This window comes from Acidisarcina polymorpha, from assembly GCF_003330725.1.
Lineage (GTDB): Bacteria > Acidobacteriota > Terriglobia > Terriglobales > Acidobacteriaceae > Acidisarcina > Acidisarcina polymorpha.
On the sequence record NZ_CP030840.1, the window covers coordinates 1,668,366 to 1,694,691 of the forward strand.

18 protein-coding genes are annotated in these 26,326 nt (G+C 58.3%); 6 read left to right on the forward strand and 12 right to left on the reverse strand.

The annotated features are described in order from the left end of the window. Positions 1-154: 154 nt before the first annotated feature. Positions 155-1,849, reverse strand: a complete 1,695-nt coding sequence (locus ACPOL_RS07300; RefSeq protein ID WP_236657300.1) for a phytoene desaturase family protein — start codon at positions 1,847-1,849, stop codon at positions 155-157. A 43-nt stretch (positions 1,850-1,892) separates the two neighbouring features. On the opposite strand from ACPOL_RS07300, the gene ACPOL_RS07305 reads away from it, so the two are divergent. Continuing rightward, the gene (locus tag ACPOL_RS07305) at positions 1,893-2,852 is read left to right on the forward strand and encodes an SAM hydrolase/SAM-dependent halogenase family protein (RefSeq protein ID WP_236657301.1); all 960 of its coding nucleotides are present in this window, start codon (positions 1,893-1,895) and stop codon (positions 2,850-2,852) included. A 69-nt stretch (positions 2,853-2,921) separates the two neighbouring features. Here ACPOL_RS07305 and ACPOL_RS07310 read toward each other — a convergent pair whose 3' ends face one another. Genes ACPOL_RS07310 through ACPOL_RS07320 form a run of 3 tightly spaced genes read right to left on the reverse strand, consistent with a single transcriptional unit; the run spans position 2,922 to position 8,984 of the window. Further along, a complete protein-coding gene (locus ACPOL_RS07310) occupies positions 2,922-4,421 on the reverse strand; it encodes an efflux transporter outer membrane subunit (protein WP_236657302.1) in 1,500 nt (499 codons plus the stop codon). Beyond that, entirely contained in the window at positions 4,418-5,698 is a 1,281-nt protein-coding gene (locus ACPOL_RS07315; RefSeq protein ID WP_114206472.1) for an efflux RND transporter periplasmic adaptor subunit, read from the reverse strand. Before ACPOL_RS07315 ends, ACPOL_RS07310 begins: the two co-directional genes overlap by 4 nt. A gap of 1 nt (position 5,699) precedes the next feature. After that, positions 5,700-8,984 (reverse strand): efflux RND transporter permease subunit, encoded by a 3,285-nt coding sequence (locus ACPOL_RS07320; RefSeq protein ID WP_114206473.1) that lies wholly within the window; start codon positions 8,982-8,984, stop codon positions 5,700-5,702. A 445-nt stretch (positions 8,985-9,429) separates the two neighbouring features. On the opposite strand from ACPOL_RS07320, the gene ACPOL_RS07325 reads away from it, so the two are divergent. The 3 genes from ACPOL_RS07325 (at position 9,430) to ACPOL_RS07335 (ending at position 13,045) form a co-directional block, all read left to right on the forward strand. Further along, on the forward strand, positions 9,430-10,902 hold the full coding sequence (locus ACPOL_RS07325; protein WP_114206474.1) for a circularly permuted type 2 ATP-grasp protein: 1,473 nt from the start codon (positions 9,430-9,432) through the stop codon (positions 10,900-10,902). Positions 10,903-10,977: 75 nt separating this feature from the next. Next, the gene (locus ACPOL_RS07330) at positions 10,978-11,940 is read left to right on the forward strand and encodes an alpha-E domain-containing protein (protein WP_114206475.1); all 963 of its coding nucleotides are present in this window, start codon (positions 10,978-10,980) and stop codon (positions 11,938-11,940) included. Between the two features lie 118 nt (positions 11,941-12,058). Further along, positions 12,059-13,045, forward strand: coding sequence for a transglutaminase family protein (locus ACPOL_RS07335; protein WP_114206476.1), 987 nt, complete (start codon positions 12,059-12,061; stop codon positions 13,043-13,045). Between the two features lie 28 nt (positions 13,046-13,073). On the opposite strand, the gene ACPOL_RS07340 is transcribed toward ACPOL_RS07335, so the two are convergent. The 3 genes from ACPOL_RS07340 to ACPOL_RS07350 form a co-directional block, all read right to left on the reverse strand. After that, positions 13,074-13,832, reverse strand: coding sequence for an SDR family oxidoreductase (locus ACPOL_RS07340; RefSeq protein ID WP_236657303.1), 759 nt, complete (start codon positions 13,830-13,832; stop codon positions 13,074-13,076). Beyond that, positions 13,825-15,219 (reverse strand): FAD-binding oxidoreductase, encoded by a 1,395-nt coding sequence (locus ACPOL_RS07345; protein WP_114206477.1) that lies wholly within the window; start codon positions 15,217-15,219, stop codon positions 13,825-13,827. The genes ACPOL_RS07340 and ACPOL_RS07345 overlap by 8 nt, the downstream gene beginning before the upstream one ends. 164 nt (positions 15,220-15,383) lie before the next feature. Then, positions 15,384-16,841 (reverse strand): UbiA family prenyltransferase, encoded by a 1,458-nt coding sequence (locus ACPOL_RS07350; RefSeq protein WP_114206478.1) that lies wholly within the window; start codon positions 16,839-16,841, stop codon positions 15,384-15,386. A gap of 251 nt (positions 16,842-17,092) precedes the next feature. Between ACPOL_RS07350 and ACPOL_RS07355 the strand changes: the two genes are divergently transcribed. Then, positions 17,093-18,607, forward strand: coding sequence for a helicase HerA-like domain-containing protein (locus ACPOL_RS07355; protein WP_114206479.1), 1,515 nt, complete (start codon positions 17,093-17,095; stop codon positions 18,605-18,607). A gap of 24 nt (positions 18,608-18,631) precedes the next feature. On the opposite strand, the gene ACPOL_RS07360 is transcribed toward ACPOL_RS07355, so the two are convergent. From ACPOL_RS07360 to ACPOL_RS07370, 3 genes are all read right to left on the reverse strand, one after another. Further along, positions 18,632-20,332 (reverse strand): CRTAC1 family protein, encoded by a 1,701-nt coding sequence (locus tag ACPOL_RS07360; RefSeq protein ID WP_114210684.1) that lies wholly within the window; start codon positions 20,330-20,332, stop codon positions 18,632-18,634. Between the two features lie 145 nt (positions 20,333-20,477). Then, entirely contained in the window at positions 20,478-22,286 is a 1,809-nt protein-coding gene (locus ACPOL_RS07365; protein WP_161557243.1) for a tetratricopeptide repeat protein, read from the reverse strand. A 184-nt stretch (positions 22,287-22,470) separates the two neighbouring features. Continuing rightward, on the reverse strand, positions 22,471-22,929 hold the full coding sequence (locus tag ACPOL_RS07370) for a MarR family winged helix-turn-helix transcriptional regulator (RefSeq protein WP_114206481.1): 459 nt from the start codon (positions 22,927-22,929) through the stop codon (positions 22,471-22,473). An 81-nt stretch (positions 22,930-23,010) separates the two neighbouring features. Between ACPOL_RS07370 and ACPOL_RS07375 the strand changes: the two genes are divergently transcribed. Continuing rightward, positions 23,011-24,600: a DHA2 family efflux MFS transporter permease subunit gene (locus ACPOL_RS07375; RefSeq protein ID WP_114206482.1), complete on the forward strand. Its 1,590-nt coding sequence runs from the start codon at positions 23,011-23,013 to the stop codon at positions 24,598-24,600. 260 nt (positions 24,601-24,860) lie between these two features. Here ACPOL_RS07375 and ACPOL_RS07380 read toward each other — a convergent pair whose 3' ends face one another. After that, entirely contained in the window at positions 24,861-25,229 is a 369-nt protein-coding gene (locus tag ACPOL_RS07380; protein ID WP_114206483.1) for a DUF2721 domain-containing protein, read from the reverse strand. A gap of 258 nt (positions 25,230-25,487) precedes the next feature. After that, positions 25,488-26,324 (reverse strand): Ig-like domain repeat protein, encoded by an 837-nt coding sequence (locus ACPOL_RS07385; RefSeq protein ID WP_150132932.1) that lies wholly within the window; start codon positions 26,322-26,324, stop codon positions 25,488-25,490. Positions 26,325-26,326: the final 2 nt, after the last annotated feature.

The window sequence follows — 26,326 nt, forward strand, 5'->3', positions numbered from 1 at the left end:
CCTCAAAGTAGGCACCTCTAGGGGTACCTTGTGGTTCAAATTTCGTTTGTTGTCATGACTGGATAAGCAGCTCACCAGGATATTCGCTCTCGAAGATGGCAGTCTACATCTCTGGTGCAGCGTCTGAGAGGAATCCTATGTTAAAACGGGCATATCAGGCTCCCAGGCGGATGGGTACGCACCCGGTTCGGGAGGGAATGCTGCTCGCGTCTTCAAGTACCGCCATTGCGGCATTGCGGCCGTTGATGGCGATAACGCTGCCTCCCGGATGGGTGCATGCTCCGCAGAGATAGACGCCGGGCATGGAGGTTCGCGGCGAAAGGCGGTTGGACCACATGTAGGGCGGGAGGCATTCGCCTTGAAAGATGTGGCCGCCAGTGAGGCCTACTTTCTTTTCGATATCCGGGGGCCCGAGCACTTGCGCATCGAGCACGGCGGCGGGAATGTTGGTGCAGAAACGGGCGAGTGAGTCGAAGACCCGTTGCCGCACCAAATCGCGGTGGTCTTCCCAGCTCCCCTGCTTGAACCGGTAAGGCACATATTGCGCGAAGACGCTCATGGTGTGCTGTCCGCTGGGAACGACGCTCCGGTCGTGCGCGCTTTGGAAATAGAGCTCGCACCAGAGCGCCTCGGCGACTTCACCGGCGCGGGCGGTCGCGTACCCGGTCTTCCACTCGGACCGTCTCAAGGGCGCGTTGATTTGCCCGTAATGATGGGGCTGGTCGAGACCGGGACGAGCGGCAAAGTTTGGAAGTTCCGCAAGCAGAACGTTCAGCTTGACGGTGCAACCCTCGATAGGAACCGAATCTACTTGCGCTTGCCAGCTGGGATCGATGTCGTCCGCGAGTAGCGCGGAGGTGGCGCGCGGATCAGCATTCGAGATGATCACAGGCGCTGAAATACGCTCGCCGCCTTCCAGCATGACTCCTTCTCCGGGAAGAATTCTAGCGACGGGAACGCCGGAAGCGATGACCGCTCCGGCCTCACGTGCTGCGTCGCAGAGATAAAACGACACCATGCCCATGCCTCCCTTGACGTAGCCCCACATGCCGGGAATGCCGCCGAGACGGCCCGAGGCATGGTGGAAACGGATTGAGGCAGTTCCGGGATCAAAGGGGCTGGCGTTGGTGCCGATGACGCCTTGTCCTAGATACGCCATCTGCAAGCGTTCGTCGCTCAGATAGCGCTCGACGAACTCGGCCATCGACCATTCGAAAAGCAGCGCGCGAGCTTCTTCGTCGCTGCCGAGACGGCTCTCAATTTGTTCTCGAGTCGGCGCAGCGCCGATCCAAAGATCATCCTTGCCGGGCGGCCGGAGTTTGTCGCGAAGCCGGGTGAGCACGGCGTTCATGGCCTTCCAGCCTGCGACGTCACCGGGGGCGAAGCGGCGGACTTCATCCTCGCATTTCGCATCGTCGTCCCAGAGTTGAATGCTGCTGCCATCGAGGAACGGGACGAAGAGGCCATTGATCGCCGGTGTCCAGGTAAAGCCGCGCTCGACCAAGCCAAGTTCTTCGATCACTAACGGATGTAACAGCCCGGCGAGGTAGGCGCAGGGCGACATACGAACCCCGGGAAACGGCTCCTCGATGGTGCAGGCGCCGCCCACGCGTTCGCGGGCTTCGAGCACGAGTACGCGCTTCCCGGCCCGAGCCAGATATGCAGCACAGGCGAGGCCGTTATGACCTGCGCCGACAATGATTGCGTCCCAGGGTCGAGCGGCCAGTTCGCGGATGGGCGCGGGAAGGCCGAGTTTGCCGAGGGATTCGAGTGCCGGTGTGCTCGCGGCAGAAACAAAGTCAGGATTGAGACTCATCTTGGAAATGACGGCTGGTACAGTTATATCCAAATACTGACTACGCAATGGATGATTTCACGGGAGGATGTACCACGTGAGCTGCTTGTCTGGCCGAAGTTATTTTTTTCTTGTCCTGTTTCTTGCCTCGTCAGTGATGTCGCCGGCGCAAAGTTCGATGCCCGCTCCGGCGCCCGCTGGTTCGGCAGCGACTACTGCTCCGCCGACTTCGGCTTCGCCGCCGTTGCGTACCATCGGGTTCATGACCGATTTCGATGTCAAGGATGATGCAGTCGGCATCTGCAAGGCGGTGATGGAGGGGGTCGCCCCGGGGGTGAAGATTAACGACATCACCCATCAAGTGACGCCCTTCGATATTGAAGAAGGAGCCAGATTCCTCGCTGGATCGGCACCATACTTCGCGAAAAACGCGGTCTTCGTGGTGGTCGTGGATCCAGGGGTGGGAAGCAACCGCAAGGCGATCATCGCGGAGTCGGGGGTTGGCCAGTTTTTTGTGCTTCCAGACAACGGATTGCTGACTCTTCTGACCGATCGCGATGGCATTCTGGCGGCCCGGGAGATTACGAATCCGAAATGGATGATTGGCGCGGGGATCTCCTCGACCTTCCATGGCCGGGATATTTTCTCCCCGGCAGGCGCGCATCTGGCTCGCGGCGACAACTGGACCGAGGCTGGGCCCGCGATCGATGTCACGAAGCTGGTACGGCTGCAAGTTCACTCGGCAGTGATCGATGCCAACGGTCTGCATGGCAAAGTTCTCGGGCTGGATGGCCCCTTCGGCAACCTCGTGCTGAACATTCCCGCCGACACCTTCGCAAAAATGGGTTACGCCATCGGCGAGACGGTGCCGGTCGCCTTGGACGGGAAGGAATACCGCTTCCCGTTCGTCAAGACGTTCAGCGATGTGCAGGTGGGCGCTCCATTGTTCTACATCGACTCCCGCGGACGGCTAAGCCTGGGGGTCAACCAGAGGAACTTCTCGGAGACTTACAAGGTCATGCCGGGCGCGGAGTTGTTGATTCCGGCCAAGCACTGATCGACCAAGGCCTGATGGATCGACTGGACCGGTCACATCTCTCGAAAGCAAAAGATGCGACCGGTTTCCTTAGAACTTGGGAAGCTGCGAGGTGTCCCAGCCTCCGCCGACGGCGCGAATGAGTTGGACGCTCGCGGCGAATTGACGAGTGGTAAGATCCGCTGCGGTTCTTTCGTTGGCGAGTTGCGCCGTTTGCGCGGTCAGAACTTCAAGATACGCCGTGGTGCCGCCTTTATAGCGATTGGTCGAGATCTGGGTAGAACGGCGCGCGGACAGCACAGCCTGCTGCTGGCTAACCGCTTCCTGCTGGTAAATCTTTAAGGCAGCAAGATTGTCTTCCACTTCCTGGAAGGCGTTTAAGACGCTTTCTCTATAGTTGTCTGCGGTCTGCTCATAGTTGTGCCGGGCCTCTTCGGTCAAGGCGCGGCGGCGGCCGCCGTCGAAGAGCAACTCAGCGGCGGACCCTCCGATGGCCCACAACGAACTCGGACCTTGAAACCAGGTGGTAACATTCTGGCTTTCGAATCCGCCGCTTCCAGAGAGCGTGACATTGGGGTAAAAGGCAGCGATAGCAATGCCGATTTGAGCATTGGCAGCCTGGGCGCGGCGCTCTGCTCCAGAGATGTCGGGGCGGCGCTCGAGTAGCGCTGAGGGAACTCCGGTAGGGAGCTGCGGCAGATTGAGATTCAGGGGTTGCGGCGGAAGACCGAAGCTGGACGCGGGAACTCCGATGAGGGTGGCGATCGCGTGTTCAAACTGGGCGCGAGCCACTCCGAGATCGATGCTCTGGGCCACCGTGGACTGCAACTGGGTCTGCGCCAGGGCCACATCCGACTCCGTCGCGATTCCCCCTTTGAAGCGATTCATGGTCAGCTCATACGACTGTTGAAAGGCAGTGACCGTATCGTTCAGGAGTTGAAGGTCGGTATCGAGGCCACGAAGTTCAAAGTAATCGCTGGCCAGTTCGGCGCGAATGCTGAGATCGACGTTGGCCAGATCAGCAGCCGTGGCCTGGGCATTCGAGCGCGATGCCTCGACGTTACGGCGGATGTTCCCCCAAAGATCGGGTTCCCAGGAGGCCTGTCCGCTGGCAACCAGGTCACTGTAAGTCGACTTCGATCCGGGCACATGGAGCGGACGATTTTGCGACTGGCGCTCGCGGCTGGCCGAGGGACCGACGGTCAAGCTCGGATAATAACTGGCGCGGCTGACCTGCACCTTCTCACGGGCCGAGAGATACTGCTCGGTTGCCGCCTTCAGCGTTTGGTTGGAGACTGCAACCTTCTCTTCCAGCGCATTCAGCTGCGGATCCCCGTAGAGCTCCCACCACTTGCCGCGAATCACATTGTCAGCTGGTTCCGCCTGCTTCCAGGTGCCGTTCGGCGGCGGAACGGTAGCGGTCGTGCCGCCGTTCTCTTTGTAGGCTGGAGGGACGGGAGCGTCGGGACGTTTATAGTTCGGGCCTACAGTACACCCAGCCAGCAGCAGGCTAGCCGAAGCCAGCGCCATCAGGATACCGCGCTCGGTCGCGGACCGGAACGCGACGATTCTGCCATTCGCTCGTGTCATTTCTTTCCACCCTGGGCGCCGGCGGATTGTCCTCCACCCGCTCCTGCACCGCCGCCGGATGGATTAGCGGGCTTGACGATCTGAACGTTTTCTCCGTCGATGAGGGAGTCGGGAGGGTCCTGAATCACTCGGGAATCGGCGGCAAGGCCGTGGATGACTTGTACGGTGGCGCCATCGTCGCGCCCTAGGATAACGGGAACCAGCTTCGCTTTATTGTCTTCGGCGACCACCGCTACGCGAAGGCCCTCGGAGCGAAACATGAGCGCGGAGACCGGGACGATAAAGGACGGCGCATTGCTATTGGTTTTGAAGTGAACTTCGGTATAAGCGCCGGGAAAGAGTTCGCCGGTGCGATTATTGACGTCGAACTCGACCAGCAACGTTCGCGACGTGGGGTCGATCTGGCGCGAAGTGCGAACCAGCCGCCCGACGAACTTCCTGCCAGGAAATTCATTGAAGGTGAGGTCGGCGGTCATCCCAGGTTTTAAATTCTGAGAGTAGATCTGAGGGACGTTGACATAGAGGCGCAGGGTCTGGGAGGCGGCGAGATGAAAAAGCTCGGTTAACGGTGTTCCGGTGCCCGCTCCAGCATTGATCAATTGACCAATGTCCGTATTCCTAGCAGTGACCACCCCATCGAAGGGCGCAAAGACTTTCTCAAAGCCGACCAGCTGCTGCAACCGCTGAACGTTGGCCAGGGCCGACTTTACGGTGGTACTTGCGGCGTTGGCCTGGGTAGTGAAGTTGTCGGTATCCAGCTTGGATACGGAATCGGTCTTCAACAAGTCTTGATACCGGGTGGACTGGGTCTGTGCATTTCCGGCATTGGTTTGGGCGGTAGCCAGATCAGCCTGGGCCTGAGCGAGTTGCTGGTCGATCTCAGGCGACTCGATGTCGGCGAGCAGCTGCCCCTTGCGGACGTGTGCGCCAATATCGAAATACCACTTTTTTAGATAACCGTTGGTACGGGCATAAATTGGGGAGTCGGTGTAGGCCTCCAGATTCCCGGGCAGGACGACCTCCTGTTGAGGCTGGCCTTGAGTGGGCGGATTGACGATGACCGAGGGGGCAGCGAGAGCATTGGTATTGTCAGCGACGTTGGTTCGGGCATGGATGCGGGTGATGATGCCGGAGCCCGCAAGTAGCCCTGCAAGGACGACAAGAACCACCAGCAGCACGATGGCGCGTCCGGCGGAAAGCGCTTTGGGGCGGCGCGACTTGGGCTGCTCTTGCGGAGTTGGATTCTCTGCCGGGCGCGGTTGCTGGGGCTGGCTCATATTATTCGATGTCTCCAACGGTTGGCTCATACTTGTCAATCTGCGGCTCGGGATCTCTGGCTTCCCTTTCCCGGCGTTTCTTTTCGATGCGTCCATGCAGCACGCTGAAGAAGGTTGGAACAAAGAGCAACGTCGAGACGGTAGCAAAGAGCAGGCCACCGATGACTGCGCGTCCCAAAGGCGCGTTTTGCTCACCGCCGTCCCCCAGGCCGAGGGCCATCGGAACCATGCCGATGATCATCGCAAGTGCGGTCATGATGACCGGGCGAAAGCGAGTGAAGCCCGAATCTAACGCAGATTGCCGGGCATCGCCTACGTTGACTTCCAGTTGCTCGCGAGCGAAGCTCACCACCAGAATCGAGTTTGCCGTTGCGACGCCCATGCACATGATCGAGCCGGTGAGAGCGGGAACACTGATGTGGGTGTGGGTGATGAAGAGCATCCACACGATCCCCGCCAACGCCGAGGGAAGAGCGGAGATGATGATGAAGGGATCGAGCCAAGACTGGAAGTTGATGACGATCAGCAGATAAACGAGCAAGATCGAAAACGCGAGGCCGGCCATCAATCCGATGAAAGAGGTTTTCATCGTCTGGACCTGTCCACGCACGACAAGCTGGGAGCCGCGCGGCAGTTGCTTCCGGTAGCGGTCGACGATGTCCTCCAGCCTCTTATCAACGCTGGCAAGATCGTTGTTGACGACATTGCCGTAAATATCGATCACCGGAGCGATATTGAAATGGCTGACCGTGCCGAGGTCCTGCCCCCGCACGAAGGAGGAGACGTTGCCGAGGATTTGGACAGGGGTGCCGCCACGCTGATATGGGGAGGGTGCGTTGAGTCCTCCTCCGACTGCGCCAGCTCCGCTGCCGGCGGTGAGCGGTATGTTGTTCAAGTCTTGAAGAGAATCAAGGTTGTACTGCGGCGACTGCACGGCGATGTTGTAGCTCACGCCGTTGGCCGGGTTCAGCCAATAGGTTGGCGTGGTTTGGTAGCTGCCGCTGGTGGCCACCAGCAGGCTGTTGGTAATGTCCCGTTGTTGCAGGCCAATCTGCTGTGACTTGGTGCGGTCGACGTTTACATCAAATCTGGGATTGTCGAAGGGCTGCTGGATGCGAAGGTCAGTGGCCCCGGGAATGTACTTGATCTCGTTCATCATCCGCTCGGCCAGCTCGCGATCGGCGTACATCTGCTGCTGGGTGCCGATGACCTGGATGTCGAGCGGCGCGGGTAAACCAAAGTTAAGGATCTGAGTCACGATATCTACGGGCAACGTGTAAAAGGTCACGCCCGGGAAACGCTTAGGCAGACTGGCACGCAGCGACTGCACATAATCGTCCGTGGGGTGATGCTTCTCCTCAAGCGAGACTTGGATGTCGGCGTCGGCCGGCCCCACCGGAGCGGAGTTGCTGTACGACAAATTCAGACCGCTATAAGGTAAGCCGATGTTGTCGATGATGGTGTGCAGTTCAGCCTTAGGGATCTCCTCGCGGATCGCGTCATCGACCTCATCGCAAAGCCGGGCGGTCTCTTCAATACGGGTCCCCGTCCGGGCGCGGACGTGAAGCTTGAATTGGCCGCTGTCGCTCGAGGGGAAAAAATCCTGCCCGAGCCAGGGGTAGAGCAGCGCAAACGATCCGATGCAAAAGACGAAGAAGAGGACAATGAAGACCGCGGAATGCTCGATACAGAGTTCGAGAATGGTCTGGTAGAAGTTTCTCAGCCTTTCAAAAAGATGCTCGAAGAGCTGCTGACCGCGAACCAGCGGATTGCGGCTGTTCTTCTTAAGCGCCTCTGAATTCTTGTCGTGTTCCTTCAGCAGGTACTTGGCCATCGTCGGCACGATGGTCCTCGAAAGCAAGTACGAGGCGAGCATGGCGAAGACGACCGCCTCAGCCAGCGGGACGAAGAGATACTTCGCCACGCCGGTTAAGAAGAACATCGGCACGAAGACGATACAAATTGACAGCGTCGAGACGAAAGCGGGGATCGCAATCTGCGCCGCACCATCTAGAATTGCCTGCTCAATCTCCTTGCCTTCTTCAAGGTTTCGGTTGATGTTCTCGATCTCAACCGTGGCGTCATCGACCAGTATGCCGACAGCCAGCGCCAGGCCGCCAAGCGTCATGATGTTAATCGTTTCCCCGAGTGCGTGAAGCATCAGCAGCGAGCAAATGATCGAGAGTGGAATCGATACGGCGATGATCAGCGTACTGCGCCAGCTGCCGAGGAAGACCAGGATCATAATCGCCGTCAGGCAGGCGGCGATTATCGCTTCGCGAACGACGCCGGTGATGGCGCCGCGGACGAAGATCGATTGGTCAGAGAGCGGAGTGATGACCAGCTGCGGCGGAAGCTGCGACTTGATGAGCGGCAACTTCGCAAAGATGTTCTTGATGATATCGAGCGTCGAAGCGCTTCCAGTCTTTTGAATGGTAAGCAGCGAGGCGCGCTGTCCATCGACGCGGACGATGTTGGTCTGCGGTGGAAAGCCGTCGCGAACGTGAGCGACATCGTGGATGTAGATCATCGCCCCATTCACTGAGCGGATGGGCAAATCGTTCAAGCCGGTGATGGTCGTAGGGGCGCTATTCGTCTCGACCTCATACTCGAAGCGGTCAATCTTGGCGGTGCCGGCAGGCAGAATCAAGTTCTGTGCGGACACGGCATTGACTACATCGGAGGGCGACAATCCTTTGGCCTGGAGCGCCTGAAGATTGATATCAATCTGTACCTGGCGCTGCTTGCCGCCGTACGGATAAGGGATCTGCGCGCCTTCGACTGTGGCTAGTTGAGTACGGATGAAGTTCAGGCCAAAATCGTTGAGCTGCTGCTCGGAGAGTCCCTGACCGGAGAGACCAAGTTGCAGGATCGGAACGCTCGACGCATTGAACTGGATGATCAGTGGTGGCGTGGTGCCAACGGGAAGGGTACGCAAGGCGGTCTGAGAGACGGCAGTAAGCTGGGCCACCGCATTCGCGATCTGGACGGTCGGCTGAAAATAGACCTTCACGACTGCGACACCGTTGAGCGACTGGGACTCAATGTGCTCGATGTCGTTCACTGTAGTCGTCAGGGTTCGTTCGGTGATGGTGACAATGCGGTTCGACATGTCCGACGGCGAGAAGCCGGTGTAGTTCCAGACAATGCTGACAACCGGAATATTGATATTCGGGAAGATATCCGTTGGCGTGGAAAGAATCGACAGCGGGCCGAGAATGAGTAGAAGAATTGCGAATACGACGAAGGTATAAGGCCGTCGCAGGGCAAGGCGGACAATCCACATTTCTTAAACGTTCTCCTGAACTAACCAACTGCCATGACCGGACCAACATCTACCATCGGGACAAAAATCCGGCCTGCTGAAGCTCTTCTCAGCGCTCTTGAACGCGACAACCTGACGCGTCGGTCTGGGGCTGAAGAGCGAAGAATCTCGCGTTGTTCTTGCTGGCGGCGGCGGGTACGTGCTACAACGAAGTACGCTTCGTACCAGTCACCGAAAGTCGATCTTTCCTGACCAACAGTATAAGAGACTCTGAAAACAGGGGCGGCGGCAGAGCTTCCAAGTGCATACCAGCTTGACGCTTTCTCAGGCAAAAAAGACTCTCTTACCCTATCGTTTGTACCTAGTAGATGAGGGGAGCGGGTATACCGATGCAGAGATGCCTGACCCCGAGTGAACGATTCGCAATTACAAGCAACTAGGAAGAGACTGAGGCCCAGGACACTCGATGAGTACAGCAAGGCCTTCGGGGCACCTCGAAAATCCGGCATTAGCGGAATACTTTCTCGATCACGCCTTCGATGAGATGTTCGGCGAGCACGGGGAAATTCGCCCACAATACCGGGAGTTGCTCGAGGCGCTCACCTCGATTCCACGGGATGAATTGCAGCGGCGCAAGCGGTCCGCCGATGTTTCGTTCCTGACCCAGGGAATCACCTTCACGGTGTACGGCCGTGAAGAAGGTACGGAGCGCATCTTTCCCTATGATCTGCTGCCTCGAGTGATCACCAGCGCGGAATGGCAGCATATCGAAAGAGGGCTTACCCAGCGGATCACGGCGCTGAATTTGTTTCTGCACGATATCTACAATGAAGGCAGGATCCTCGAACAGGGCTTCGTTCCTCGGGAGATCGTTTACAGCTGTCAGCATTTCCGCCGGCAGATGCGCGGGCTTCAGGTTCCGCGCAACGTCTACATCGCGGTCGCCGGCACCGACCTGCTGCGCCTCGAGAGCGGCGAATTCGCGGTGCTGGAGGACAATCTGCGGGTCCCGAGCGGCGTCTCGTACATGCTCACCAACCGGCGAATCATGAAGAGGACGTTTCCGCAACTCTTTCGCTCCTATGGCGTCCGGCCGATCGAGCACTATACGCAGGCGCTGCTGGGTACGCTGAAGTCGCTGGCGCCGGAGGGTCGCCCCGAGCCTTCCATCGTGCTGCTGACGCCCGGCGTATACAACTCGGCATATTTTGAACACACCTATCTTGCCCGGCAGATGGGAATCGAACTGGTGGAAGGCCGCGATCTGGTCATTCACGACAACGTGGTCTATATGCGGACCACGGCTGGGCTCAAGCGGGTCGATGTGATCTATCGCCGGGTCGACGACGACTTCATCGATCCATTGTCGTTTCGCCCCGACTCGATCCTGGGGGTGGCCGGATTGTTCAACGCCTACCGCGCCGGCAACGTGACGCTGGCGAATGCTTTCGGGACCGGGGTTGCAGACGACAAGGCGCTCTATGCCTATGTGCCGCAGATCATCAAGTATTACCTGGGAGAAGATCCGGTGTTGAACAATGTCGAGACGTTTCTGATGACCGATCCGGTGCAGCGCCGTCATGTGCTCGACAATATCGGCAGCCTGGTGGTGAAGGCAGTGGGCGAATCGGGCGGCTACGGAATGTTGATCGGGCCGCATAGTTCCAAGGCCCAGCAGGAGGAGTTTAAGCGGCATATCGAGGCCAACCCGCGCAACTATATTGCCCAGCCGACGCTCAATTTTTCCCGCGCCCCTTGTTTGCAGGAGGACGGCAGCATCCAGCCTCGGCATGTGGATCTTCGGCCTTATATTCTGTTTGGCGACAAGGTGACGATTGTTCCCGGAGGGCTGACCAGGGTCGCGCTGCGAAAGGGCTCGCTGGTGGTGAATTCGTCGCAAGGCGGAGGAAGCAAGGACACATGGGTTTTGAGCTATTGAAGCGCAGCTGGTTTTGGTTAGGAAACCCCAGATGATGGAGCGCATCTCCCCGAAAACGGAGTTATTGCAAGTATCATGCTTTCACGCGTAGCCGACAGTTTGTACTGGATGAGCCGCTACCTAGAGCGGGCGGAGAATACGGTGCGCCTGCTCGACACCAACATGGGCCTGATGCTGGACAAATCGAGCACCAGCGCGGAGCGCCGCTGGCAGCGAGTGCTGGCGACGATCGGCAAACCCGAGGGTTGCGAATGGAAAGGCGATGTTTATGAATTCGTCGATCAGCTTTGCTTCGATGACACCAAGGCGGCGGCGGTGACCTCCTGCATCGTGCTGGCGCGGGAGAATGCCCGGCAGGTGCGCGAGGAGATCAGCTCGGAGCAATGGCAGCGGCTGAATCGGCTCTTCCATGAAGTAACGAAGCAGACCGATTCAGATCGTTCCGAGCTTCGGCTGTCGGAATTCCTGCCCTCAGTAGTCGATGGCATCCACCTCTTTCAAGGCGTCACGGATACGACGTTAAGTCATGGCGAAGGGTGGCAATTCATCCAAATTGGCCGGTATATCGAACGCGCCTCATCGACCGCCCGTCTCCTAGAGATTTACCATCACGACAGTTTCACGACAATGGAGGAAGTCCACGACGGCTTTGAGTACCTCGAATGGATTGGATTGCTGCGGACTTGCACAGCGTTTGAAGCCTATTGCAAGGTTTACACCGCTGACCTGACCTACGATCGGATTCTAGAATTTCTGGTGCTCGATGCCGACTTTCCGCACTCCATCCGCTTCTGTATCGACAGCCTGGTGAATGCGCTGCGCGCCGTCCAGCAGGACAGCCGCGGTCATCATGCAGAGGAACTGATGCGGCTTTCCGGCCGCTTACAGGCATCTCTACGTTATGGACAAATTTCCGAGATCCTGGAACGCGACGCAGGAATCTACCTGCGCAGGATTTTAGACCTATGTCTGCAGATTCACGAACTTATCTACGAAGTGTACATTCGCTACTCGGTGCAGACGGCGCTCGCGATGTAACCAATCAACTGCGGCGAGACCGTTGTCCCTCTGAAGCTCTTCAACCGGCACGAGCAGGTTGCGCGGAAGAGTCACACAGAACTCGCTGGTTGGATTCCACGAACGGGAGAAACGCTCAATGCTCTTTTACTCGATACGGCACCTGACGAAGTTTCAATATAGCCGGCCAGTTAGCGAGAGTGTAATGGAGATGCGCATGCACCCGCGCAGCGACAGCAATCAGCGCTGCTTGAGCTTCTCATTGTCGGTCAGTCCTCGCTGCCGGGTATTTTCCTATCGCGACCACCTGGGCAATAACATCCATCACTTCGACATTCCTGGGGAACACCAGCAATTGGTGATTGTCGCCGAGTCACTCGTCGAGCAACAGCCCCTGGCGAATATCCCGAAGCATTTGGACCCGAGCGCCTGGAGTGAACTCGACGCCATTGTGGCGCAAGGGGACTATTGGGAGATGTTGCTGCCGAGCGAATTTGCCCGGCCAACCGACCCGCTGCGAGCCTTTGCCAAGAAACTGGCTATCGTGCGCCGTGACGATCCTCTCACCATGCTCCACGAGCTGAATTCACGGCTGTACGAGCACTTCGACTATGTTCCAAAAAGCACCAAGGTGGATTCGCCCATCGACGTCGCGATCGAGTCCGGTAAAGGCGTCTGTCAGGATTTCGCGCATATTATGATCGCGCTGGTTCGCCAGCTGGGCATCCCATGCCGGTACGTGAGTGGTTACTTGCACCACACCAAGCAGATGCATGACCGATCGACCTCCGATGCCACGCATGCATGGATCGAGGCTTTGCTGCCGCATCTTGGATGGGTAGGCTTCGATCCCACCAATTGCCTGGTCGCGACCGACCGGCATATTCGGACTGCGATCGGCCGCGACTATGCCGATGTACCTCCCACCAAGGGAACCTATCGCGGACGCACCAGCAGTGAACTGTATGTGGCAGTGCGGGTCAACGCCTCCGAAGAGCCACCGGCGCTCGACCAGGACCTTCCGATTCCGGAAGACTGGTCGATGCTGGTCGAGAAGGCGCAGGCACCGCCCCCACCGCCAGCTGCTCCGCTCTTGCAGCTGCAGCAGGCGCAGCAGCAGCAGTAGCGTCCTCCAGAAAGCGTCGCGGCGTTCCTTACAGATCCAGATTCTTGAAGATGGCTTCAGGAATCGCGCGGATCACAAACATGATCGCTGCCCAAAAGCCGGGGACGTAAGCGATGTCTCTGCGCGTCTGCATGGCTCGCAGGATGCCGTGCGCCACGGCGGTGGGAGTCGCAAAGAGTGGTCCCTGGGGCAAATGCGCAGTCATCGGCGTGGCTACAAAGCCCGGGCGGATGGTGAGTACCTGAACTCCGGCACGATCAATGCGATTGCGGACCCCGTTGAGGAAGATGTTGAGTCCGCCTTTCGATGCTCCGTAAAGATAGTTGCTCTTGCGGCCTCGGTCCCCGGCGACCGAGGAGATCACGGCGAGGGTCCCCTGCCTGGTGCCTTCGAAATAGTTGGCGAGCCAGGTAACCAGCGATACCGGAGAGAGAAAGTTCGTGGTGAGAATGGCGCTGGCCGCTTCGTAGTGCGCCTGGGCCTCTTCCTGGATGCCGAGCACTCCGTGAGCGATAAGCGCGAGATCGATGTTGCCAAGACTCGCCGCCGCCTCGCTCAGCATGGCGGGATGGAGCGGAGTCTCATCCAGATCCATGGCATGGACGACGACGCTGGCCGCTCCGCGAGTGAGCAGATCGCTGGCCACCGAATTGAGCTTGCGCGGATTGCGCGCGACCAGAAAGAAATGCGTATCCGGCCGCGCGAGCAGCCTGCTGAAAGCCATGGCGATGCTGGAGGTCGCGCCCAGCACCAGGATTCCGGTGGGGCGCTTGTATGGTTTATACAAGGGCGTTTCCTAACCCGGCAGTTGAAGTCGCAGCGGCCAGGTTGATCGCGCCCACCCCGCTCACCCGCTGCCAAAAGCTGGAACTGAAGGCGGGATCGACGTAGTGGGCAAATTCTCGCCATTGGGGATAGAAGGACTGGAACTGCAGTGCGGTCATACACGCATCCTTGGCAGGATACATTTTGCCGTGGTGCTCGACGGTGATGTAAGCCAGCCGCTCGAGCAAGTCGAAGCTGACATCCCGTCGAACCGGGAAGTCCAGAGCAAGAGTGATGCCCGGCGCGGGAAAGGACATCATGCCCGGGGAAGGGACGTCGCCAAAGACTTTGATGACGGCGAGAAAGGAGGCCAGCCCGGAGCTGGTGATGGCCTTGAGGATACGCAGAATCCCTTGCTGGCCATCTTCAAACGGAAGCACGCACTGGAACTGCAGCAATCCATCTTTGCCGTAGAGACGGTTCCAGTGAAGGATGCTGTCGAGGGGGTAGAAGAATGGCTCGTAGTCTACCAGTGCGCGCTTCTCCCGGCCCAGCTGTTTGCGGTAGTAGAGGGCATTAAAAGCCTCGACGGTGTACTTGTTCAGCAAGACTGACGGCAAGTCGACCGGCAGCGTGAGCCTGGGATCGCGCGATGGTTTGAGGATGGAAGGCTCCGGCGAGTGATCGCCACGCATGAAAATGCCTCTGGCGAAATTCTTCCCTTGGGCAACGCAGTCGATCCAGGCAACACTGTACTCCGCGTTTTTGGCACCCTGGGAGAGCTCGAGAAACGCATCTACGCCCACAAACTTAGTGCCGTGGTAGACAATCTTGCGCGAAACGATCGGCCGGAGCTGGACCTCGGCCCAAGTGATCAAGCCGGTAAGCCCCATGCCGCCAATGGTGGCGGCGTACCAATCCGAGTTCTGTATTGGCGAGCATTCGAGCCGCATGCCATCGGAACGAACCAGCTCGAAGCGAGGCACATGGCGGCCGAAGGTGCCGGCGACATGATGATTCTTGCCATGAATATCGTTGGCGATGGCGCCTCCGACAGTGACGAACTTGGTGCCCGGCGTGACGGGTAGAAACCAGCCGAGGGGAACAGCAAACTTGAGGATCTCCGCCAGGGTGACCCCGGCCTCACAGCGCAGCAATCCAGTCTTCGGATCAAAGCCGATGAAGCGGTCAAGGGTGGTGGTGTGCAGAAGTGTGCCGTTCTCAAGCAGGCAGACGTCCCCGTAGCTCCTGCCCATTCCTACAGGCAACATCGAGGCGACGGGGCGATCGGCCGGGGGAAACTCCTCCATCCAGTAGAGCGGCACGAGGGTCGCTGGCAGACGAGGATAGCGTCCCCAGGATTCGAACGCTGGAGCTGATTTCTTTTGCCGGAGCTTGCTGGCGGACATTTTTTCCAATTCTCTGACTTCAATTCTCTCTTATTTGATGACGCTGGTGAAGCGGCTCGAGCCAAGCAGAACAGGACGGAAGTGGAAGTACTTTGCTTCAGCGAATTTTCTCCCGAAAAACCCATCAATGGTCGACACGTTGCTGTCAGTCGTACTGCCTTGTGCTAAAGGGAGAACAAGGCCACACCGACAATTCCGGCGCCAATCACGACGCTGGTGCGGTCGGTAAGCGCGAAGACCACCGGATCCTCGTTCAGTTCGCCACGGGAGGCGAGCAACCAGAAGCGACTTACCCACAGGATCAGGAGCGGGGTGATCAGCCACATCCGATGGGGATGGCTATACAGAGACGCAATGTCATGCCCGCTGATATACAGCGTGAAGACGACCACCGAAGCGTAAGCGCTGGCGGTGCCAAAGCTGCGGATCTGTTCGATGTCCTGCAGTAAATAGCCTCGACCATTTTCAGGAACATGGCTGGTGGCGCGCAGATTCTGTAACTCGCTGAAGCGTTTGACCATGGCTAGACTGAGAAAGAGAAAGAGCGAGAAGCCTGCCAGCCAGGGGGAAATTGTTGTTCCAGTGACGGCGGCGCCAGCCAGCATCCTCACCGTATACAGACCGGAGAGCAACAGCACATCGACCAAGACGAGACGCTTCAGTGCTAATGAATACGCCAGAGTGGTAACGAAATAGCCCAGCAGCCATCCGAGAAAGTTGATAGATAGCCACCAGGCGCTGAAGAAGCCGGCCGCGAGAAAGATGCCAACGATGCTAAGGCCGGTAAACGCCGACAGATCGCCGGCGGCGAAAGGCCGATGCCGCTTTCGCGGATGGCGGCGATCCGGGTCGAGATCAAGCAAATCATTGACGATATAGGTCGCAGAAGCGCAAAGGCTAAAGCAAAGAAACGCTAGCGACGTCCGCTCCAAAGCCTTCGCGTGGATCGCATGCGAGAGCAGCAAGGGGACGAACAGCAGAACATTCTTAGACCATTGATGAAGGCGGATAGCTCGCAGAAACGATTTGACCGGGGCAGCCCGATCCTGAAACTCGCGAACGACATGCACTTGCTTCAAGCGGAGAGAAGCCCGCAGCGAAGAGTCTGGATTCGCAACCATGGGCTCAGTCGAGTTGAGAAGCAGCGGCAAATCGGGTACAGCATTGCCAATGTAGTCGAACTCGCCCTCCGGTAAAAATCGCCGCAGACCTTCTAGCTTGTTGTGACTCGTCAGGTTTGTAACACCGTCGCTGGCAAATACCCCACTGAAGATGGCCAGATGTTTGGCGATGCGATGGGCGAGCCTGGTGTCTGCTCCGGTCGCCAGGTAGAGCGGCCGCCCCTCCGCCTGCTGCTGGCGGAGGTAGGTCAGCAATTCGCGGTTATAAGGCAGGTGTCCAACGTCGAGCGAAACGGACTCAGAGACATGCGCCTTGAGCGATGCCTTGCCGGCGGCAAGCCACTTCGGAAGGCTGAGAAGCAGCGCTGGCCGCTCACGCGCAAGCAGCAGGACGGAGTCAAAGAGTGTATCGGACTTGACCAACGTCCCATCGAGATCGACGAACAGCGGTCGATCGGCTGTGGCCGATGGTGTCGGTAGGTCAACCTCGATCTGAGTCATTCGATCCCGTGAATCTATGAGCACTCCATCCCCCGCCGATGTGAAGCGGAGCGGCCAGTCGGGCGCGAAGGTCTTTCCAGCTAGAACCCGCCAGGTTCAGGGGTGTTACGAGTATAGGACGATTCAGGCAGTAGACGATTTCGCACACTTCCACTGGAAGCGTCGCTTTGCGCCATTTATACCTTAGAATCGGAGAGCTACGCAGGTGTTGTATCCGCGTTTGAGAGTGAACCGACCCGCAAGAGGTGATTATGCCGGAACAGTTGCAAATCGCTCAAGGTAAGATGCCGCTGTATCTTCTTTCGAATATGTCCAACCGGCATGGTTTAGTCGCCGGGGCGACTGGTACCGGTAAAACCGTGACGCTGCAAGTTATGGCGGAAAGTTTCAGCCGGATCGGCGTTCCAGTATTCGCTGCCGACATCAAGGGAGATCTCTCGGGAATTAGCCAGCCCGGTACCGACAACCCGAAAATTGCCGAGCGGATCAAGAGCCTGCAGCTGACGGACTTCGCTTTTGCTGGGTGTCCGGTCGCTTTTTGGGATGTCTTTGGGGAAGAAGGGCATCCGATCCGGGCGACTGTCTCGGAGATGGGACCGTTGCTCTTCAGCCGACTGCTTGGGTTGAACGATACCCAGGAAGGCGTGCTGGCGCTGGTCTTCAAGATCGCCGACGATAGCGGTCTGCTGCTGCTCGATCTGAAAGACCTGCAGGCGATGCTGCGTCACGTCGGCGAGAATGCTAAAGACTTTCAGACGCAATACGGCAATATTTCGGCCGCCAGCGTGGGAGCGATCCAGCGCGGGCTGGTCGCACTCGAACAACAGGGTGGTGCGAAATTCCTGGGGGAGCCGGCGCTCAACCTGGACGACTTGATGCAAGTCGACGCCAACGGACAAGGAGTAGTAAACATCCTTGCGGCCGATAAGCTGGTCAATTCTCCGAAGCTATACGCCACTTTCTTGTTGTGGATGCTGACGGAGTTGTTCGAGCGGCTGCCGGAGGTGGGTGATCCCGATAAGCCGAAACTGGTGTTCTTCTTTGACGAAGCCCATTTGCTCTTCAGCGATTTGCCCAAGGTCATTCAAGACAAGGTGCAACAGATCGTGCGGTTGATCCGGTCGAAAGGGGTTGGGGTGTACTTCGTGACGCAGAACCCGATCGACGTGCCCGAAGAAGTGCTTGGACAACTTGGGAATCGGGTACAGCATGCCTTGCGAGCTTTTACTCCGCGGGACCAGAAGGCGGTTCGAGCCGCGGCACAAACCTTTCGAACCAACCCGGAGATCAATATCGAAACCACGATCACCGAACTCGGTGTGGGGGAAGCGCTGGTCTCTTTTCTCGACGAGAAGGGCACGCCGAATATCGTGGAACGTGCTCTGGTTTGTCCACCGCGAAGCAAGATCGGTGCAATCACTGCTGAAGAGCGGCAGCAAATCATTGCCTCTTCCCTGGTGGCCGGTGTTTATGAGAAGGTCGTTGATCGGGAATCCGCTTATGAAATGCTGCAGGCGCGTGCCAGTCAGGCGCCGGCTGTAGTGGCCGTCCCGGCGGACGGGCAGGCGCCATCTTCGTCACCAGCGTCCGCCCGGCCCTGGTATGACATCCCCGGAGTGACCACGCGCAGCGGGCGCGGCGATTCGCTGGTCGAGACGGTCGCGAAGACGGCAGTTCGCACGGTTGGCGTCGCGGTAGGACGGCAGATCGTACGTGGTTTGATGGGTTCGTTGCTTGGCGGAACGACCACCAAACGACGGGCTTGAACGCCATGAATTCACAAGAACCCGTTACTTCTTGCCGGCCCGCGGCGCAGGCTCTTCGACGGCCAGGATCTGGTCGCCGCGGATGTCTTTGAGTGTCTGCTGGATGCCGCTTGGCCAGCGTATGTCAATCTGTTTTAGGACCGTATCCGCACCAAGTCCAAAGTGGACGCGCTTATCGCACGAGGACAAGTAGCTGCAGGCCGTTGACACGGTTTCAAGCTGTGAACCGCTCGAGGTCGTGATCTTTACCTCGGCTCCGATCGCATCGCGATTGCTGCTATGACCGGTCAAGTGAAGCAACAGCCAATGATTTGCGGTCGCCGTTTCATTGCGAAGCACATAAAGAGGGCCGTCGTTAGTTGTGACCACGGCATCGAGACGTCCATCATTGTCGATATCGCCGATGGCCATGCCGCGCCCTGCCCACGCCTGCTGAAAGACTTTGCCGGAGACGGCAGAGACGTCGATGAATCCCTTCCCCGAGTTCCATGCCACGAGCATCGGTTCGCGGTAGCGAAGCTGGGGGAAATCGAGCTCAATGGTATCCAGATCGTGGCCCTGGGCGATTAATAAGTCTTTCCGGCCGTCATTGTCGTAGTCCAGAAACTTCGCGCCCCAGCCGGAATGAAGCAGCGTAATTCTCCCCAGTCCCGACGTATAAGTGTCGTAAGTAAAGCTGCCGTCGCCGTTGTTATGATAGAGAGCGTACATCTGGTTCGCCAGGTCGGTTATGACTAAGTCGGGAAGCCCGTCGTTGTTATAGTCGGCAAAGTCGATGCCCATGCCTGCATAAGTGCGGCCGTCGCCGTTGAAGGCAACCTCCGACATCAGAGCGACTTCTTCGAAGGTACCGTCGCCTTTGTTATGAAAGAGGAACTCGGGCATGGAGTCGTTGGCAACAAAGATATCGATCTTGCCATCGCGATCATAGTCGGCGAGGCCGATCCCGAGGCCTTTGCCGGGTTTGTCGAGTCCGATCCTGGCGGCGATCTCGGTGAAGCGGCCATTGCCTTCATTGTGATAAACAAGCGGCGCGATGGCGGGAAACAAGTCGGGATGACAGTAGGCGCGATGACCTGGCCGATGCTCTCCGCAATAGATGTCGTCGAAATCCCACTTCATATAGCGCAACACGACTAGATCGAGGCGGCCATCGTTGTCGAGATCGACCCAGGCAGCACTGGTCGACCAGCCGCTGCCGCCGGTCCCGGACTTCTCCGTAACATCGGTAAAGGTTCCGTTGCCATTATTGTGGTAGAGCTTATTTCCACCATACGCAGTTACATAAAGATCTTCGTAGCCATCATTGTCGTAATCGCCGACGGCTACGCCCATGCCATAGCCAACGCCTTGAAGGCCAGCCTTGGCGGTCACGTCTTCAAAGGCGCCGTCGGGTTTCTGATGATAGAGCCGGTTCCAATCCGACGGACCGGCCTTCTGTGGGATTGTTCCTTTGGGGGTTGGATCGCTCAACGGAGCTCCGTTGACGACGAAGATGTCGAGCCGCCCGTCGTTGTCGTAATCCAGCAGTGCGACGCCCGAACCCATAGTCTCGGGCAGATATTTCATCGAGGTGTGGGAAGAAACTTGTTTGAACTGGATGCCGGTCCGCGCCGTGATGTCAACGAATTTGGCGGGAACGCCAGCAGTCACTTCTGGAGAAGCGGCCTGCGCCACACACTCGGGATGCAAGCCGAGGGCAAGCAGCAGGACGAATGCTGCCATCCGACAATGCCCTATCGCGCTTGTGTTTTTCGGATTCACGGCTGGTCTATGCCCATCGCTGAATTCTATCTTTGGATCCAACTTGCCATCATCTTGCAGACCAAGTGCTCGCACATTGCAGACCAAGTGCTCGCACATTGAAGGTTCAGGGTTGGTTCTTTTCAATTTGCGCGATCTTGGCTCGCTCGGCTTCCGCTTCCGTGGTCCTTCCTGAGCGGGTGAGAGCATCTGCAAGCCCCCGGTGGCCATCAATGTAGGTCGGATCGCTCGAGACGGCGTCCTGGAAGCGTTCAATGGCATCGGTAATCTTTCCTTGCTGCAGGAGCAGGTTGCCGGAGTTAGCGGCGAAGGTCGCACGCTGGCGGTTGACGGCGCCGCGGGTCAGATCGGCCGCGATTTTGCGCTCGGCGGCGGCTTCGTCCTTCTGGCCTTGCTGGGCGAGAACGCCCGCCAGGGTGATATGCGCGCCGGGCTGGTTGGGCAGTAGCCGGACCGCTTCGCGCAGCGCTTTCGCGGCCTCGGGAAGATTGTTCTGCTGCTTATAAACGCTACCCAGAATGGCCCAGCCATCGCCATTGTCCGGTCTCATTTCGACCGCCAACTTCAACTGCTCGGCAGCCTCATCGAAGTGTCCAATCTGCATGTTGAGGATCCCGAGGGTAAAGGGAGGATCGGGGGAAGCTGGATTTAACCGTGCGGCCAACTCCAGTTCGGTTTTGGCCGCGGCTACATCGTCTTTCAACTTGAGCGCCAAGCCGAGGTTATAGTGCAACTCATAGGCATCGGGAGCGAGTTGGACGCCAGTTCTGAACTCGCGAATGGCATCGTCAAGATCGCTCTGCTGCAGGTAGGCGACGCCTAGATCTTGATGGACGAGCGGGTCCTTTGCATTCTCGGCAAGCGAGCGCTCGTAGAGAGGGATCGCCTCCTTCGACTTCCCTGTCTGCACCAACGCCAGCGCAAGATTGGTCAGTGCTGGCGCATTCCGCGGCTCTGCATCGACAACCTGCTGAAAGAGGGGAATTGATTGCTGTTCCTGCCCGGTGCCTTGCAGGGCAAGGGCGAGCTGGTATTTGGCTTCAAGGGCGGCGGAGGCGGGGAGAGAGCCAGATGCAGGGAGACTAGAAGCAAACTGCACCGCGTGCTGCAGAATGGGAACTGCTTTCTCGGCATCTCCATTGGCGATCAAGGCGCGCCCTAGTTCTACCTGCGCTGCTATGTCCTGAGGCGAAAGTTCGCTGGCCACGGTCAGTTCCCGGACCGCATCGGCCGGCCGCTGTTCAGAGAGCAAGGTCACGCCAAGATGCTCATGAGCGGCCGCAAGGTTCGCGTCCAGAGCAATCGCCTGCTCAAACTGGGATTGGGCAGCAGGCCAATCCTGGCGCTGCGCTTCGAGCGAGCCGAGCGCGTCATGCAGGCTGGCATCAGAGGGAGCGTCCACGAGCGCCTTTTGCAAGCGCGCTACTGCAAGATCGGGCTGCTGAATAGCGGTCAAGGCGGCCGCATACGCAATCAGTGCCGATGGCGGCAAATCAGCGGGGTCCCGGTCTAGGGTTCGAAAGAGCGTCACGGACTTGTCGTAGGCATGGGTCTGTTGATAGGCCAAGGCGAGATTGATCTGGGCCGAGCGATCTTCGGCATGAATTGAGAGCGCGCGCTCAAGTTCAGGAATCGCCAACGAGTACTGGCCGAGTTGCACCAGGATGGAGCCTAAGGCGCTGTGCCCTTCGGCGATCTCCGGGGCGAGTTGCACAACTTGCTGAAAGTCTGCCTTGGCGGAACCGAGGTCGCCACTCTGAGCGGCCGCATAGCCGGCGTGAAAGGCCGCATCCGCCTGGCTCAACTGCACCTGGCGGTCGGGCGTCACCTGGGCATCGGCAAGCAAGCCCAGCAGCAAGAAAACGACTGGCCACCCAAAGGTCTCGTATTTCAATTTGTTGCGAAACCGGTGCATCGCCATCCAGGCTGCGAGACTTATTTGAAGTGCGGCGCGTTGCGAAATTGTTACGGCTGCTCGAGCCGGCCCGCGCAGGGCTGCGATCTATATTATCGCGATTCGCCTCTGGCCTCGCAGCCCTGGAATGGCCGTCGTAGAGGGTGCTTGCAATCGTCGTGAACCGTCCTGGCAAGTTGGCTGCTTATTTCTGATTGACCGCGTCGAGATTGCTGAGACACCGGGACAGCAGCGTCTCGAGTGTGTGAACCTCATCGTCGGCAAAACCGTCAAGCATCTGGGTATAAATCTCCCCCAGAGCAGCTCGGGAGCGGGCCAGGATTCGCTTCCCCGAAGGAGTCAGACGAGCGAGCAAGATGCGGCCATTTTCCGGATGGGGGCTGCGGATGACCAAGCCTTTGGCTTCGATCCCGCGCAGGAGCACCTGAGTGGTTTGCGGAGTGACCTGGCAGGTGCGGGCGAGTTTCGCGCCGGAGATACCCGGATCGCGGTCCAAGGCGCCGAGTACGTGAAGTTGGGCGGAGGTGATGCCGTAAGGACGAAGAACTTCGTCCAGCCTTTCTCGCAGCAGCTGCAGCCCTCGCTTCATGAGCGCCGCTACGGGAAAGTTGGCCGAATTTTCTCTCGGATGACAGTCGGACATATCAGTCTACTGATACTCTATCAGCAGACTGATATCTGAATCCTGGAAAAAAGCCACTGATCGTGGCGGGACAAGTGCACGTTGCCGGACATACACGACTGGAAGCCAAGCCATAACCCCTGGGCGGTTGCGCTCACGGTCACCTTGGCGACGTTCATGGAGGTGCTGGATACCTCGATCGCCAACGTCGCGCTTCCCCATATGGCGGGATCGCTCGGCGCTAGCCAGGACGAGGCAACGTGGGTGCTGACCAGCTACCTGGTGGCCAGCGCCATCATTCTGCCGATTTCCGGATGGCTAGCGACGCGTTTTGGCCGGAAGCGCTTCTACATGACCTGTGTGGTCATCTTCACCGTATGCTCCCTGCTCTGCGGTCTCGCCCAGACGCTACCAATCTTGATTTTGGCCCGGGTACTGCAGGGCATTGGCGGCGGCGGGCTGGCCCCGAGCGAACAAGCGATCCTGGCCGACAGCTTCCCAGTGAGCAAACGCGGCCAGGCGTTCGCGGTCTATGGCATGGCAGTAGTGGTTGCGCCGGCGATCGGGCCAACTCTCGGCGGCTGGATTACAGATAATTTCAACTGGCATTGGATCTTCTTTATCAATATTCCCATTGGGATTCTCTCCCTCTTCCTCAGCAACCGGATGGTTGAAGATCCGCCTTACCTCATGGAACAGCGCGCCACCATCATGAAGGACAAGCCTAAAGTCGACTTTACCGGCCTGGGTCTGGTCGCGGTGGGCGTCGGCTGCCTCGAATTCGTACTGGATAAGGGTCAGGAAAAGGACTGGTTCGGCGACTCGATGATCACCACCTTCTTCCTCATCGCCGTTTTTCTGCTGGTCTTCTTCGTCTTCTGGGAGTGGCGGCATCCTGACCCAATTGTCGACCTGAAGCTTCTGAAGAACCGGAACTTCGGAACCGCCGTCTTTCTACAGTTCATTTTGGGGATTGTGCTGTTCAGCACGACCGTGCTGATTCCGCAGTTCCTGCAGACGCTGCTCGGGTATACGGCGGAGCGCTCCGGCATGGTGCTGTCGCCGGGCGGCTTATTGATGATGGTGCTGATGCCCGTCGCAGGCATTCTGGTAGCGAAGATGGACGCTCGGCTACTCGTCTCAATCGGCTATACGCTGACGGCGCTCATGCTCTTTAATCTCACTCATCTGAGCCTGGATGTCAGCTTCGCGCAGATCACGCTGTGGCGAGCTCTGCAGGTGATCGGACTGCCGTTCGTCTTCATTCCGATCAGCACCTTGAACTACGTGGGAGTTCCGCGCAACAAGAGCAATCAAATTTCCAGCTTCTCGAACTTTGCCCGTAACCTGGGCGGGAGCATGGGCACAGCGATGCTGACCACGTTCCTTACCCGCACCTCGCAGACCCACCAGTCAGCTTTGGCGGCCAACACCGGCAACAGCATGGCTTACAACGCCTACATCGATCGGACCAAGTCAGCGTTGATGGCGCTCGGGCAGGGTGCGGACCAGGCGAAGCAAGCAGCGGTGGGCCATGCATACACGCAGATGGTCCGACAGGCCTCCATGCTCAGCTACATGAATGCGTTCTGGCTGTTGAGCGCAATCATCGCCTGCCTGATTCCATTGCCCTTCATTATGCGAAAGCCGCCACCACGGGTGAAGGCGCCTATAGAAGCCGCGGCCCACTAGCATTGGAGCGGTTGTCGACTCTCTGACAACGGGAGTGTCCGGATGCGGACTGGATGTGTCAAAAATGGACGGGAGGCTCGGCGGAATGCTCTCTGCTTTCCCGGAATCAACGACTTGCGTATGGCGAGGCGCTTGCCTACACACCTCTGGCAGTTCGTGCTCAACTTTTTTGGTTCCGGCACTAGTCTCCCGTGCCATTTTGGGATCCCGAGTCGCGGGCTGCCGCGGCTTAGCTCCTCATCCGCGCCCCCGCGAAAAGATCAAAGCTTGCTCGCGTCCCGAAGTACCTCGCTCGCTTCAAGAGCAAGGGTCTTGTAAGAGGCCTGGACTTCAAAGAACTGGAGGATCACGGCGGTGCCCACTAGCGCGACTCCGATACCGAAGATGGGCAGCGTGACCACAGACAGCATCTGTCTCCAGGTAGTGAGGCAGATCAGCAACGCCACCGAGACGAAACAACAGATGGCCAGATAGAGAATGCGAGAGGACCAGGAGACCAGGGTCATGCGGCGTTGAAAGATCAGCATCTGCCGTTGAATGTTCTCCCGGCGTCCCTCCGGCAGCCCACCCGCCCGGTATTCGTGGGCGAGGGTTCGAATGCGGTCCCGAGACAGCGAGATAGCGCGCATTGACCCCGGACAGCAGAATTGCAGTGGCCGAGACCATGACCACCGGGGTGACGGCAGTGGTGACAATCCTTAGCGGATCCTCGATCTGGTCGAATGGGCTCATAGACGCAGTCTTCGATTTTCATCATAGCCGCGCACTATGAAGACTGATGCAAGAACCATGCCTGGTCCTTGCATTCAGCCGGATTGAAGACCCTCCCTCCCAATTGAGCGATTTTCACCGCTCAACGGGAGGGTCGCTCAAGCTGGCGCCGTGCCCTATTTGGGGTTCATCTGCTGGTTGACGATCGCCTGACTGTTCGCATCGCTCGCGCTGCCCGCATAAACAGCAGCGATCTGATGGGTACCTGCACTAAGCGCCGAGGTCTTGAAGGCGGCGGCGCCATCTGTGAGCGAGACGGTTCCAATTATCTTTCCATTATCTTTAAAGACAACGGGGCCGGTTGGGGTGGAGCCCGAAGCGCCGCTTACGACCGCTGTAAATGTCACCGTATCGCCCGCGACCGCCGGGTTCGCGGATGACATCAGCGTCGTCCTAGTTCGAATTGCACTCGGATCGATGGTGAACGTTGCCGTTGCGACCGCGCTGTCTTCACCGTTCAGGATGGCAATCGCCTTGATAGTCTGAGTCGTGTAGGCCACATAGGTACCGGTGTAGATCTTCGATTTGCTCGTAGGAGTCGGTCCATCAACGGTGTAGTAGATCGATGCGCCTGGCGTTTTGGTTTCCATGACAACGGGAACCGGTAGGAAATATGTACCTCCGATGCGGGGGAAGGTCGGAGTGGCGACCTTGCCGAGGGTGGTCTCGACGACGGTGTAATTGCTTGCCTGGTACTGCCCTGGCGCTCCTAAATAGGTAGCCATAACTATGTTGTCAATGCCAATCGGGAGGCTACTGGTCATATAAGAGGCTTTTCCTGTCTCGTCCAGCGCCACCTCAGCGGCGGTCACATTGTTAATGAGAAAACGAATTGTTCCCGTTGGCACCCCGCTGCCCTCGACAGGAGTAACGTCGGCGGTGAAGGTCACCGGAGAACCCACGTTCGCTGGATTTGCGCTCGCCATGAGCACCGTATTTGTGGCTGACGGCAAGT